The organism is Paenibacillus sp. VT-400 (assembly GCF_001029205.1).
GTDB lineage: Bacteria > Bacillota > Bacilli > Paenibacillales > Paenibacillaceae > Paenibacillus > Paenibacillus amylolyticus.
Map to the genome: position 1 here is coordinate 250,486 of NZ_LELF01000059.1, position 12,907 is coordinate 263,392.

The 12,907-nt window shown below is 45.1% G+C and carries 13 protein-coding genes; 7 read left to right on the forward strand and 6 right to left on the reverse strand.

Annotated features, from left to right (window positions below; translation table 11 throughout):
* Positions 1-392 precede the first annotated feature (392 nt).
* Positions 393-1,367 (forward strand): NAD(P)/FAD-dependent oxidoreductase, encoded by a 975-nt coding sequence (locus EL84_RS07935; RefSeq protein WP_207765610.1) that lies wholly within the window; start codon positions 393-395, stop codon positions 1,365-1,367.
* A 76-nt stretch (positions 1,368-1,443) separates the two neighbouring features.
* Complete coding sequence (locus EL84_RS31695) at positions 1,444-1,695, forward strand: hypothetical protein (RefSeq protein ID WP_074096361.1); 252 nt, start codon at positions 1,444-1,446, stop codon at positions 1,693-1,695.
* Positions 1,696-1,716: 21 nt separating this feature from the next.
* Here the strand turns inward: EL84_RS31695 and EL84_RS07940 are convergent, their stop codons facing one another.
* Together EL84_RS07940 and EL84_RS07945 are read right to left on the reverse strand one after the other, a co-directional pair.
* Positions 1,717-1,860 carry a sporulation histidine kinase inhibitor Sda gene (locus EL84_RS07940; RefSeq protein WP_017692430.1) on the reverse strand — a complete coding sequence of 48 codons (144 nt, stop codon included), beginning with the start codon at positions 1,858-1,860 and terminating at the stop codon, positions 1,717-1,719.
* 355 nt (positions 1,861-2,215) lie between these two features.
* Complete coding sequence (locus EL84_RS07945) at positions 2,216-2,875, reverse strand: YheC/YheD family protein (RefSeq protein ID WP_036605763.1); 660 nt, start codon at positions 2,873-2,875, stop codon at positions 2,216-2,218.
* 237 nt (positions 2,876-3,112) lie between these two features.
* On the opposite strand from EL84_RS07945, the gene EL84_RS07950 reads away from it, so the two are divergent.
* Together EL84_RS07950 and EL84_RS07955 are read left to right on the forward strand one after the other, a co-directional pair.
* The gene (locus EL84_RS07950; RefSeq protein ID WP_017692428.1) at positions 3,113-3,367 is read left to right on the forward strand and encodes a hypothetical protein; all 255 of its coding nucleotides are present in this window, start codon (positions 3,113-3,115) and stop codon (positions 3,365-3,367) included.
* Positions 3,368-3,392: 25 nt separating this feature from the next.
* Positions 3,393-4,922 carry a Ppx/GppA phosphatase family protein gene (locus tag EL84_RS07955; protein ID WP_047841288.1) on the forward strand — a complete coding sequence of 510 codons (1,530 nt, stop codon included), beginning with the start codon at positions 3,393-3,395 and terminating at the stop codon, positions 4,920-4,922.
* Here the strand turns inward: EL84_RS07955 and ppk1 are convergent.
* A complete protein-coding gene (gene ppk1 / locus EL84_RS07960) occupies positions 4,882-6,963 on the reverse strand; it encodes a polyphosphate kinase 1 (protein ID WP_036605760.1) in 2,082 nt (693 codons plus the stop codon). The two genes, EL84_RS07955 and ppk1, sit on opposite strands and share 41 nt — an antisense overlap.
* 248 nt (positions 6,964-7,211) lie before the next feature.
* On the opposite strand from ppk1, the gene EL84_RS07965 reads away from it, so the two are divergent.
* The 3 genes from EL84_RS07965 to EL84_RS07975 all read left to right on the forward strand — a co-directional run bounded on the left by EL84_RS07965 (position 7,212) and on the right by EL84_RS07975 (position 9,808).
* On the forward strand, positions 7,212-7,439 hold the full coding sequence (locus tag EL84_RS07965) for a hypothetical protein (protein ID WP_017692425.1): 228 nt from the start codon (positions 7,212-7,214) through the stop codon (positions 7,437-7,439).
* 347 nt (positions 7,440-7,786) lie between these two features.
* On the forward strand, positions 7,787-8,836 hold the full coding sequence (locus EL84_RS07970; RefSeq protein ID WP_152682977.1) for a glycosyl hydrolase 53 family protein: 1,050 nt from the start codon (positions 7,787-7,789) through the stop codon (positions 8,834-8,836).
* A gap of 516 nt (positions 8,837-9,352) precedes the next feature.
* Positions 9,353-9,808, forward strand: a complete 456-nt coding sequence (locus tag EL84_RS07975; RefSeq protein ID WP_047841289.1) for a hypothetical protein — start codon at positions 9,353-9,355, stop codon at positions 9,806-9,808.
* A gap of 544 nt (positions 9,809-10,352) precedes the next feature.
* Here EL84_RS07975 and rarD read toward each other — a convergent pair.
* The 3 genes from rarD to EL84_RS07995 form a co-directional block, all read right to left on the reverse strand.
* Positions 10,353-11,231 (reverse strand): EamA family transporter RarD, encoded by an 879-nt coding sequence (rarD, locus tag EL84_RS07985; RefSeq protein WP_047841291.1) that lies wholly within the window; start codon positions 11,229-11,231, stop codon positions 10,353-10,355.
* A gap of 151 nt (positions 11,232-11,382) precedes the next feature.
* Positions 11,383-11,961, reverse strand: a complete 579-nt coding sequence (locus tag EL84_RS07990; protein ID WP_047841292.1) for a hypothetical protein — start codon at positions 11,959-11,961, stop codon at positions 11,383-11,385.
* A 344-nt stretch (positions 11,962-12,305) separates the two neighbouring features.
* Complete coding sequence (locus tag EL84_RS07995; RefSeq protein ID WP_152682978.1) at positions 12,306-12,671, reverse strand: hypothetical protein; 366 nt, start codon at positions 12,669-12,671, stop codon at positions 12,306-12,308.
* Between the last annotated feature and the right edge of the window lie 236 nt (positions 12,672-12,907).

Here is a 12,907-nt window from a genome sequence, read left to right on the forward strand (position 1 = left end):
GCAAGTTATCGTTTCAAGTTGTGAAATTAACCACAAGATTCTACAAAACACGGGATCTGTCTTCATATTACATATTGACTCTAAATTAGACAAAAAAACACATAGTACAGGTCAAGGATATCTGTATTTCTAGTAAAGATCAAGGTTTTTTTTGTTATTTTTCATAACCTTTCATTTCCAATTTCATCCTATTCTCATCTGATCTTCATCAATTGTTCCCAGTTTCGTGACGCCGCTAACTTTGCAACCCTGAATACACCGTTTATAATAGGAAAGACAGTTCAGCACCCATGCCGGTTACGATACGTAGCCTGCACATTCTTTCTGTTAACTACCTATTAAAATATGAAAGGTGTTGTTGATTCTTGACTGCACAAAATTCCAGTCATGATATGACTGATTTACTTATTATCGGTGGAGGCCCTGCGGGTCTGTTCGCTGCGTTTTATGGTGGGATGCGTCAGGCATCCGTTACACTGGTTGAAAGTATGCCACAGCTTGGGGGACAACTTGCCGCTCTTTACCCGGAGAAATACATCTATGATGTAGCCGGATTCCCGAAAGTAACAGCTCAGGAACTGGTGAATAACCTGGTTGAGCAAATGAATCATTTTAACCCGAACATCCGGCTTGAAGAAAAGGTTGTATCGGTGGAGAAAAAGGATGAGCAACATTTCGTTGTGAAGACGGATGAGAATGAATATCATGCCAAAGCCGTCATTATTACAGCTGGTGTAGGTGCATTCGAACCACGTCGCCTGGAGCTTGAAGGTGCTGCCAAGTTCGAGAAGAGTAACCTGCACTACTTCATCAGTGATCTAAATGCCTTCGCTGGCAAAAAAGTACTGATCAGTGGCGGCGGTGACTCCGCGGTAGACTGGGCACTCATGCTGGAGCCTATCGCTGAGCAAGTAACGCTGATCCATCGCCGGGACAAGTTCCGTGCACATGAGCACAGTGTCGAAAACCTGATGAATTCCAAGGTGAATGTCGTTACACCGACCGAAATCACGGAACTTCATGGGGATGACACGATTACCAAGGTAACCCTTTCTCATGTGAAAACCAAAGAAACTCAGGAAATCGAAGTAGATGACGTGATCGTTAACTTCGGATTTGTCTCTTCTCTCGGACCGATTGCCGAGTGGGGTATCGAAATTGACAGTAACTCCATCGTTGTTGATTCCCGCATGGAAACATCTATTCCAGGAATCTTCGCTGCCGGAGATATCACAACATATCCGGGTAAACTGAAGCTGATCGCTGTCGGATTCGGCGAAGCTCCAACAGCCGTCAACAATGCGAAGGTGTACTTCGATCCGGATGCCAAGTTGTCCCCAGGACACAGCAGTAACATGAAACGCTAGTTTTGCTGAAATAACATATATTGATACAAAAAAGGGTATCTTACTCCTGAGTGAATCCATATCAGGAGGGATACCCTTGTCTTATATATGCCCGCTGTGTAACGGTCTGGTTGTACCGGAGCAGGCTTGCCCCCACTGCCTTCAGGGACTGTTAGAATGCGGCAAATTGGATGATTACACCGGACCATACAGCCCCTACGTATTCCAACCTTCCTCTGACACGGCAGACGAAGTCGAAAACGTTTGCAATCATGTGATGTACTGTCACCATTGTCAGACGAGCACGCCATGGCCAGTCTCACTATGGGACTTGTCCGGAAACCTGTAACATTGCCTGCAATGAGGATCTCTAGTGAAGAATGGCAGATACGTCGGTACCCAGTTTGCGCTTATGGATTTCTGCCAACAGCAGTGCGATGAAATCTCGTTCGAGATTCAACTCAATCGCTTTATGGTAGGAATCCAACAACATCTCATCGGATAACATAGCCATTTCCCGCCACAACCTTTCCTTTTTTTTCCTCAAAACTATCATATCAGAGATTTATATAGAGAACAAGCGTTCTTGTTATCCACAACGATATGTGGAAATCCTGTGCATAGTTTGTTGATAAATGGAAAAAATATAGAGTAGTCAACGTGTATAGTGTGGACAATATTTATGCACAGGGAGTTTGTACTACTGTCAGAACGTTTATCAGCGTATTTTTTTTGGAATAAATTCATAGTTTCAAGACTTGTTGCGAGTAAATTACCCGGTAATGTAAAATTTCAAACGGTTTTCATACCGTTTTCTTTTATATATTATCGGTTTTTCTTGAATTTTCTTGAGTTTTCCCATTCATTTTCTATTGGGGTCTGGTATTCACTTCCAGAATCCAGATCTTGCCTGAATAATCCAGTCCATAATCAAATCCAAGCTGACCTACACCAGGGAACTGACTTTCCATAATGTACGTACATGTCATTGTAAGGGAACGCATCTCCCGGCGTTTGTGCCGACCGGATATATGTGGCAGGGATAAACCAAGAGCTCGCCTTCCGGATAACATGGTGCCACCCTTGCTCAGATTCGTCACACAGAGTCCGGGACGAGCGAGTCGTCCTACTAAGGAACGGAATACCCAGCCTCGTTGGGTTTTGACAACTTTGACTCTGTAATCAACAGGTCTCCCTTGAATTGTTGCCAGATGAATGCCTTGCTGGATCAAGTACTTGCGTCTAGCCTTTACACGCACCAGAGAGCGATACATCTGGCTGAAACTGGCGAAAGAACGGGTCGTTTTCATATGGGTGTATCGATAAGCCCCACCGCTGGCCGATACCCGGATAACACCGTAACCTCCGCCTCCTACAATAGGTTTGACATACACCATTCCATAACGACTGAGCATTTGCAGCAGATTACCCGAGTTGAATGCCTTGGTCTGTGGGATATGGACAGCAGCTACCGGATATTTCATCAGAGCCGCTGTCTTCCGCCATTTGCTTGCAAGTTGTCTCGACATGGGTTGATCTCCTTCCTTGAAACAATAGTCCTTCCTTATACATACTCAACAGAAGCCTTGCTTTCTTGGATGTCTGTCCACGGCAAAGGCCCCTTTTCCATGTAACCTGTCCCAGGGTGATGGCGGAAACGGGAACACGCGCCCGGTTTACTTTTCAAACAAGTCAATCTGTCGTATGCTACTAAGGAATGGCTTGGAAGGGCTTAAATATGAGGATCTAAGGAGCGTTAAGAACAAATGGAAGCTTTTTTCAAATCACTTTATGGCGTAGCCTATTTTGCAATGTCGATCGTTCTGGTAGCTGTTACGGTACTTCTCTTTGTCACAGGTATTCGACTGTTTATGCAAAAGCGTAATCGCGGCTTTGCCGTGAGTTGTCTTATATTTGCCTGTTTCATCGTCTTTATCATTGTTGTTATGTTAACTACGCCCTTCTCTGCCACACCGCCGGGTTCACCGGAAGCCATGGCTGCCCTTCTTCACTTTGGGTAGTTGAACTCTGTAGAAGGAGATGCTTATGACACGTACTAATGAAACCTTAGGAATTATTGATATCGGCTCAAACTCCATTCGTCTAGTTATATATGAACTGGATCAGGACGAAGCCTATCGCATCATTCATGAAGACAAATACGCCGCTCGTCTGAGCAGCGTTGTTGAGTCCGATGGAACCATTCTGCGCCATTCTCTGGATAAAGCCATCACCATCTTGAGTCAATTCAAAGCGACCTGTGAAGCGTATCAGACCAAACTGATTCGCGCAGCAGCTACCGCAGCTATTCGTAATGCAAGCAATGTCCTGGAGATTATTGAATGGCTGGAGACCGAGACGGGGCTTACCATTGAATGTGTATCGGGAGATCGGGAGGCCTATTATGGGTTCCTTGGTGTCACTCAATCCATTGATCTGGCAGACGGTTACGTCGTGGATATTGGAGGCGGCAGCACAGAGATCACGGTCTTTCGGGATCGGAAAAGGTTACATAGCATCTCCCTCCCTATTGGTGCAGTGAATTCACATGCCCGTTACGGGGGCGAAGATCAGTGGACTGAGGAGAATGCAAATGCATTATGCAACGAAGTCACTGAGGCTCTCCGCGGACAGGATTGGATTCGTGAGCATCCTGGTCTGCCACTCATCGGACTTGGCGGCACAATGCGTACACTCGCCAAAGTGGAACAGAAGCGTACCCAGTATTCTTTGCCTGTCAGCCATCATTATGAGATCAGTGAGGAAGCGATGGAGAACATCGCTCGCTCCTTACCACATCTCACCTCGGCACAGCGCAAAAAGGTACCTGGGCTCGCCAAAGATCGCGCTGACATCATTGTGCCCGGCGTACTGATCCTACGAACTGTCTTCCAGATAATACAGGGAGATCGTTATGTGGTTAGTGGCGCGGGTCTACGAGACGGGTTGTTGCGTGATTACATGGCTGGAGGGCAGCCGGTCGTTCCAGACGCGCTGAAGGACAGTATCCGCAACTTTATCCATTTTGGTCCACCTATTCCAGAGAAACGTCTGCAACGGATTCATCAGGATATGGTTACCCTGTATACAGCATTACAAGGTACCCCTCCTGATCAAGCAGATGCCCGAATCCTGTATGCATCCTCCATGTTGCACATGGCAGGTAAACAGATTAACTATTTCCGTTATACACAGCACTCGGCCTATTGGATTATGAATTCAAGCATTTATGGACTTTCTCATCGGGAGACCATTCTAAGTGCCAGTGCAGCTGATTATCATCCCAAAAAAAGAACGCCCCAGCTGCTGAATAAGCACCGGGACATTCTGAAAAACTCGGATGAGCGGCATGCTCATCGTTTAGGCTCTCTGCTGCGCGTAGCTGAAGCCATCAATCGATCAGAGAGCATCGCTGCGATCAAAGCAACAAAAGAAAACGACTCGCTGCAGGTGCAATTCACCTGTACAGCTGAGCCGTTACTGGAACTTGATGGCCTGGAAGAGGCCGTCAAGGATCTGAAGGAAGCCTGGGGAGTTACGTTAACGCACTCCATTCAGCAGGCTTCCAAGGGATAATACCCATGGCCTCCGTCTGACTTCTCAGCGGGGGCTTTTCATTTTCTACAAATACATAATTGCCACCAGGCATAAGTTGTCTCGCTTTGACATTATCCATAAGGGACAGATTAAGAATATCGACCAGCATCTTTTTCAGCTCTGGATCAAATACGGGACACATCAGTTCAATTCTTCGATTCAGGTTACGTGTCATCCAGTCTGCACTGGAGATGAATACATCGGGGTTGCCGCTATTTTCAAAATAAAACAACCGTGAATGCTCCAGAAAACGATCCACAATACTAATGACCCGAATATTCTCACTGAGCCCCTCTACCCCCGGACGCAGACAACATACACCACGCACAATCAGATCGATCTGCACGCCTGCTTGAGAAGCCTCGTACAATTCATCAATCATTTCCTGATGGGATAAGGAATTGATCTTGGCAATGATTCTGGAAGGTTTGCCTTTCAGCGCGTGCTCTGTTTCTCTACGAATCAGTGCAAACAACTCATCCTTCATACCATCCGGAGCTACACGGAACGCCTGCAATGCCTTCGGACCGGAGTATCCGGTAATCTCATTGAACAATTCGGATGCATCTTCCCCAATAATTGGATTAGAGGTGAACAGTCCCACGTCCGTATAAACTTTGGCTGTACTCTCATTATAGTTACCGGTTCCTACATGAACATAACGTCTCAGCCCCTGCTGTTCCCTGCGTACAACAAGAATGATTTTGGCATGGGTCTTCAGTCCAACCAGTCCATATACCACGTGACAACCGGCTTTCTCCAGCTTACGCGCCCAAGCAATGTTACGCTCTTCATCAAACCGGGCTTTCAGTTCCACCACCACCGTGACCTGCTTACCACTCTCAGCTGCAAGTGCAAGTGCCGGAATAAGGCGTGAATCGCCATTGACTCGATATAAGGTCATCTTGATGGCCAGAACTCTTGGATCTTCCGAAGCCTCCAATATAAAATCAGTGACTGGTTCAAACGATTCGTACGGATGATGCACCAGTACATCGCGTTTGCGCAGTAGCTCAAAATGACTTTCTCTTGGCAGAAACTCAAGTGGGTAGACTGGCTTCACCGGACTGTATTTCAGATGTGAGAAACTTTCCAGACTGTCTACGAATCCCGCCAGAAAACTCAGATCAAGTGGTCCATCAATTTCATATACCGGGTCCTGAATATCAAATTCATCCTGCAATTCCAATAAGGCATCCGGACGAAAATCCTTGCACACTTCCAGTCGTACAGGAGCCCCGCGGCGTCTGCGGCGCAATTCTTTTTCAATAGCCTCAAGCAGATCTTCCGCTTCTTCTTCATTAATGAACAGATCCGCATTACGGGTCACTCGGAATTCCTGTGCAGCAAGCGAGATATATCCGCTGAAGAGCGTATGGATATGATGTTTGATAAGATCTTCAATCAGTATGAATGTTTTCTTTTTGCTATTCGCCCGAATGGGAGCCTGAACTACCCGCGGCAGATTGGAAGGTACCTGAACAATAGCCATAAACGGCTCTCCCTCTTGCTCCCCTTCCTTCTGTAACATCACGGACAGATAGACAGACTTGTTGTGTACCAGTGGGAACGGACGACTCTGGTCAATCGCCATCGGTGTGAGTACCGGAAAAATAATTTCATGAAAGTACTGGTCCATTGCGCGCTGCTGTGTCACATTAAGATCTGTATATTCCTGAATGTTCACGCCTTTCTTGGCGAGTAGACGAATGAGTTCACGATACGTTTTATACTGTTCGGCGACCATGGTCCCGGTTCGTTTGATCAATCTGCGGTACAATCCCGATGGCGTGTATCCTGTAAAATCTTTTTGCGTGAATCCGGCCTTGATCTTCTCTTTTGTCTCCGCCACCCTTACACTGACGAACTCGTCCAGATTACTAGCGACAATGCCGAGAAATCTCATGCGTTCCAGCAGAGGCGTTGTTGGATCCTGGGCCTCCTGAAGTACGCGCCGATTAAATTCAACCCAACTCAAATCACGATTAACGTAGTTGCCTGTTTTGACGTCTCTATGCATGTATGGCCTCCGAATGTGTTGCATATCTATTCTTGGTTAGAAGTTCTCATATAATTGTACTATTCGTAATCAACATCAAGCGTCAGCGCAGTGTAAACGCTACGTAAAATTTATGTAAATGATACCTCATGGCCGCAACTTTTTCCATCCCTTTACAAAGGTCAATAGACAGAGTAAAGTGAAGTACAGTGTGATTTGGTCCGGTTGCTTGTTCTCATTCCAAATATAGTTGATTAAAGGAGTATATAATGAAATCCAACAAACCTAGAACGTTACAAAAAAATATAGAGTTTTTCACGGCTGCACTATCCCAATGTATGGTAAGCGCATGGCAGGAAGACCCGGCTGGCGTCTATTGCGAGGTCGGTTGTGGCATTGTGGAGCGGATCAGTGAAGACAGTGTGCGCATCCGAAACAATGACGGAACCAAGAGCCATTATGCACGAGATATCACGATGTTCCAGACTGAAAAATAATTTTTCGTAAATACGTAAAAAAGACTAGCTTTCCTAAACAAGGTGTTGTATACTCTTGCCACAAGGAAAGGAGGTGCGTCAACATTTCTAATGTCATGTTGAACGTGTCCCTTACCCGATCCACTAGCTCAAATTAAAAGAGTCTGGTGGAGGCGCGGGATACGGATCAATGTTTCAAAAAGCGCCACGGGTAGAAAAGCCGTCTTCGGACGGCTTTTTGTTTTCTCTTTTTCTGTAGAGAGGTTGAGAAAACACCCAAAATATTGGAAATGGACCCTTTAGTAGAGCAAACCAGGATGGCTATAATTAGGATGCAACTCAACCTAAATCCGAGGAGGCATCTTGTAATGTTCAAAAATGTAAGGGGTTTCAAGACATCCATCATGTTGGCTTTTGTTTTGTTATTCACCTCCATCATGTTGCCCGCAGGTCAGCATGCCAGCGCAGCACCAAGTTTCGCCAAAGGAGCCGATATCAGTTGGGTTCCCGGAATGGAAGCCCAAGGCTACAAATGGAAAGATAAAAACGGCGTACAGCGCGACATCATTGATATTTTGAAAAAAGACTATCAAATCAATTCCGTTCGCATTCGGGTATTCGTTAATCCTTCGAATGATTATGGGAACGCTTACATGAATAAGGATCGTGCGGCTGCACTCGCACAACGTGCCAAGAATGCTGGCATGAGTGTGATGCTTACCCTGCACTACAGCGATTCCTGGGCAGACCCTGGTCAGCAAACTAAACCTGCTGCCTGGAAAAACTATACGTTCCAACAGCTCATGGATGCGGTATGGAACCACACTCGTGAAGTTATGACGGCGATGCAAAGCAAAGGCGTTACCCCGGACTGGGTACAGATCGGTAATGAAACAAGCAACGGCATGTTATGGGAAGATGGCAAAGCATCCACCAACATGAAAAACTATGCTTGGCTGGTGAACACAGGCCATAACGCAGTGAAGTCCCTGAGCAGCGGCACCAAAACCATTGTGCATCTGGCAGGTGGAGATGATAACGCCCTCTATGTATGGAATATTGGTGGTCTGATTAATAACGGAGCTAACTTTGACATGATTGCCATGTCTCTCTATCCTTCAGCTTCCGGCTGGAACACTGCTGTGACAAATACGGTAAACAACGCCAAGGATATGATCAACCGTTATGGCAAAGAGATCATCATCTCCGAAATTGGCATGGACAATAACCAGGCTGCAGCTGGCAAAAGTTTTGTTGCCGCGATGAAAAACCAAATTCGCAATCTGCCAAATGGCAAAGGTAAAGGTGTATTCTACTGGGAGCCTCAGGCTACACCAGGTTATAACAGTGGATATGGTAAGGGCGCTTGGCAGTCGAATATGATGCCAACTGTTGTCATGGAAGGATTTATTGACTAGGTACGTTGGGTAGAAGTGCGGGCTTTGGGGGTAGCGTGGTGGGCTTTCCGGGGGCGGATCGTTCTTATGATCGCTGTTATCCCCAGATTTTTATGAATTCCCCTGTTAAGGGGAAAATCCGGGGATAGCCTATGCTTCCGATGTAGCTTTCTTGCAGAAAGCTTTCAGGCGAACGCTTCGCTTCTTCAGAATCGATTCCGCCCCCTCCACTACGTTGCTGCTCCTTGAGACACTTCTAAAACCGTGTGTAGTCAAATGTAAGTAGTAAGGTAAAACAAGAGCTTGAGGCGCTGTTCCCGGGGGGATTAGCGCCTTTTGGCGATGAAGTGCATTGAGGGGGAAGCGTGGTCGGCGTTCCGGGGGCGGATCGGGCACTCCTAAAGCGTGTCGCAATCAATCGAGGAGGGCTGCATCACTCGGGCTGGAGACTGATGTTCTTTTGGCTTACATATGAATATAATAAGTTTATTGAGATAACACATAGGATCAACTTCTAATTGGAGAGGAGGCATAAGGATGAGTTTTTTAAAAGGGTTCGGTCAGTTAGCTGGGGAAGTTACCGGGAAGGTGTTGGGCGGCAGCGTGAGGGTTGTTGGTGAAATCGCGGGAAGCCCCTTTATCAAAGAAATCGGGAACGGCGTAGAGAAAGCCACAATTAATACAGGCAAAACCGTTGGACAACTGGCTAGCGGGACATATGATCTTGCCAGTGGTGCAATTCGAAAAGATGATACCGCCATAGACGCGGGGCTTGCCGATATTGGAGGTGCTGTAACCAATACTGCAAAAGGTGTAGCGATATCAGCCAAGTATGTATATAACAGCGGTAAAGATGTTGTTGTGGGCATGAAAGAGGAAGATAAGGACAGAGTGAAGCTTGGTGCCAAGAATCTTTTAGCTGCTGCTGCGGTAACAACACTCGCTGTCGGTGTCATTGATGCAGTTGATGGGGCTGAAGGTTTAGATACGTAGGGATTTGGTTTAGATCACCAATAACACAACAACTGAAGAAATACAGCCTAGCAGGGCAACAAAAATATGGAGACAACTAAATGAGATTTTTTCAAGTAAAATCCGTTGTCTTTCCTGAATTAAACACGAGTAGATGAACACCGTTATCACAACGGGCAGATATAAATGAAGATCCGGACCATCCGTGCTCGGTAATAGTTTATTAATATATCTGCCTATCGTCTCGTTGACCATCATGAACCCATATATACTACCGATTATCGCTGAAACTGCAAACTGAAATAGTATCTGAATTACAGCATTCTTTACAAAGAATGGTTTACGTTTGCGGTAACGGTTATTAACCATCATATATCTGTTGCCTCCTCGTTTTTCTATTAATCTTTTTGGTTACTATTTTTGATTACTACTCCTGTATTTTACCATAACGTTGATCAGCCTTCCTTTTTAGTTTTTATCGACCTATCGCTCCCCCACAAACAAAAAATTGCCCTCTCCACCTCATTGGCAGAAAGGGCATTTATAACGATTAAGATACCTCTGTTCAGCTTACCTTAGCGAGTCTCGTAGCACGTATCGATGCGGTAGCGTATACGATAAGCGCTGTCCAAATGAGAGCGAAACCAACAAGCAGAACTGGCGAGACCGTTTCCTTGAACACAAACACACTCAGGATCAGCATAATTGTTGGCCCAATATACTGCACAAAGCCGAGTGTGGACAACGACATTCGAGCAGCCGCCCGTGCAAAGAACAGCAGTGGCAGCGCCGTCACCACACCGGAAAGCAGCAGTTCGAAGAACAACGGTGCAGGCAACGTCCATGCCGTTGCTTTTCCTACAACGGCCAAGTAGATCCAGTAGCCGAGTGCGACGGGCAGAACTACAGCTGTCTCCGAAAATAAGCCCACTGAAGCGTCTTGCTTGATCTTCTTCTTCGCTAGACCGTACAAGCCAAATGACACGGCCAATGAGATCGCAACCCATGGGAAACGTCCGTAGTCGATAGCGATGATAAGCACCGCGACACCAGCGATGGCAATCGCGAGCCACTGTCCACGGTTTGGCTTTTCATGAAGGAAGACAACTGCCAGTAACACGTTCAGCAACGGGTTCAAATAATAGCCCAGACTTGTCTCAACGACATGACCGTTATTAACCGCCCAAATGAAGATAAGCCAGTTAATAGCAATTAGCAGCCCACTCGCGGTAAGGGACAGCAGGGTCGAACGACTGGTCAGAATGCGCTTCATGTCACTCCAACGACGTTGGACGGCAACGAAAATCCCCATAAAGACAAATGACCAGACAACCCGGTGCGATAAAATCTCGCCTGCCGGTACATTTTCAAACAACTTCCAATACAGCGGGAGAACTCCCCACATGATATACGCAATGATCGCGTTGATTAATCCACTATTCATAACTGTATCCCCTCTTATTGCTCTGATATCTCAACGGATTATACGCCTCGATCCTCATTTAAGTAAAGGGGGTAATAGGTCATACAGGAATCCATGCCTAGTTCAAATGACTTTTTGTTTGAGCAAAAGCTACACGTTTAGCGCTACCAAATTATGCTTTGCGCTTTTTCTTTCTTACTCTCATGAAGAAGATAAAGATCGCCGCAAATACGACTACACCTACGATAAACAAATCCATATCTTGCTCAAACATAAACCACATTTTGTGTTCTACGTTCACTTGTTGTTTGGGTGGATATCCTTCCCCAAATAGCTCAGTTCCTTGGTTCAAATCATTCATTTCGATGGTCAAACTGCACGGACTACTACTTAATTCGCCATCCACCTCGCTAAAGTATATTAAGTATTTGTTACCTTCCTTGAAATCAAATCCCCATGTGAAGTTAGTTGCAATAATTAGTTGAGAGTCAACTTCAGTATTCCAACTCCTCTCAACTTCCACTAAAATATATCTAATTTTCTCTTTGGTCCCCGTAATTCCCTCTTGCTTCAAGTCGACCTTTACTTGCTTTATTTCACCATAAACAGCTCCATCATATATTTCTAACTCTTCTTGGGGGCTTCCCGATTCAACACATGACAAAGCGTTAACATCTTGTGCATTTGAGATAAAGAACACGCTAGATATAAAAAATATTAACGTGAATATACGAAGCTTCAGTTTTTCCACCTTCTTCTCATAACGTTATTTCTACATCTTTATTGACCTGTTTAACAGGTAAAATGTTGCATTTTCCCTGGCCGTTAGGTGAATAAACAAAGAAGCAACCAATCGGACACAATTGTTTGCTCCATTTGTCTTTATTAAGTTATTATTCAAGACTAATCTAAAAGAAATAAAACTAAGATATTTTTCTTACAGCAAACCATAACTCAACAAAATTCAGTCCATCTTTAACTCCAGTAATTTCAAATTCCATTCCGTCGACCTGTTCATATCCTGTAGTAGGAAGCCATTCAGAAAAGAATCGTCTATGTATGGTAGCGTCACATTAGATCCTATTTGAGTTACCTTCACTCTCCTCCAACACGAAACACACCGATTACGGTTTCACCATCTTTGTCATACAGTGGAATATCACGACCTTCTGGTGATCTGCTGTTCTGCATTGCAATAGCTTCTTCAGGTGTCTTTGGTAGCTCACCTTCCATGTCTTTTTTCAGCAGATATCCTTCTTTACCATCCACACCAAAAGCCAAGATTAAATCAGGTTCCGTTTCCGGAGAAGTCGCATATACGGCAGAACCATATGTCTGTCCATTCTTATTTTTCGGATAAAGAGAAGTGATGTGAAATTGATTCATCTTATTTTTAACGTTTGTATATTGGGATAACCCTGAACCACTCGATACACTAATCATAAAAACCGCAAAGATCAATAGTATAACTCCTTTGGAATACATCTTCACAACTGTTCACTCCCTTATACTTTTGAAATCGCAGAAATTCCAATGAAGAGATGATGGTTCTCACATAATCACATTTCCTTCCCATCTTTAGAATAATATAACATAGATTCAAAGGAGTAGTTGGAAGTTGAACGATAATCATCTAACCTGTCTAACGTTATTGCAGAACATCCCTCTTCGATAACATAAAAAAACGGACACCGATC

Excerpts from the sequence above, each read along its gene's own strand:
- EL84_RS07945 (WP_036605763.1), bottom strand. The coding sequence starts at position 2,875 with ATGTCGAGACAACTTGCAAGCAAATGGCGGAAGACAGCGGCTCTGATG.
- EL84_RS07940 (WP_017692430.1), bottom strand. The coding sequence starts at position 1,860 with ATGGCTATGTTATCCGATGAGATGTTGTTGGATTCCTACCATAAAGCG.
- EL84_RS07970 (WP_152682977.1), top strand. The coding sequence starts at position 7,787 with ATGTTCAAAAATGTAAGGGGTTTCAAGACATCCATCATGTTGGCTTTT.
- EL84_RS07950 (WP_017692428.1), top strand. The coding sequence starts at position 3,113 with ATGGAAGCTTTTTTCAAATCACTTTATGGCGTAGCCTATTTTGCAATG.
- EL84_RS07935 (WP_207765610.1), top strand. The coding sequence starts at position 393 with ATGACTGATTTACTTATTATCGGTGGAGGCCCTGCGGGTCTGTTCGCT.
- EL84_RS07965 (WP_017692425.1), top strand. The coding sequence starts at position 7,212 with ATGAAATCCAACAAACCTAGAACGTTACAAAAAAATATAGAGTTTTTC.
- EL84_RS07975 (WP_047841289.1), top strand. The coding sequence starts at position 9,353 with ATGAGTTTTTTAAAAGGGTTCGGTCAGTTAGCTGGGGAAGTTACCGGG.
- rarD (WP_047841291.1), bottom strand. The coding sequence starts at position 11,231 with ATGAATAGTGGATTAATCAACGCGATCATTGCGTATATCATGTGGGGA.
- ppk1 (WP_036605760.1), bottom strand. The coding sequence starts at position 6,963 with ATGCATAGAGACGTCAAAACAGGCAACTACGTTAATCGTGATTTGAGT.
- EL84_RS07955 (WP_047841288.1), top strand. The coding sequence starts at position 3,393 with ATGACACGTACTAATGAAACCTTAGGAATTATTGATATCGGCTCAAAC.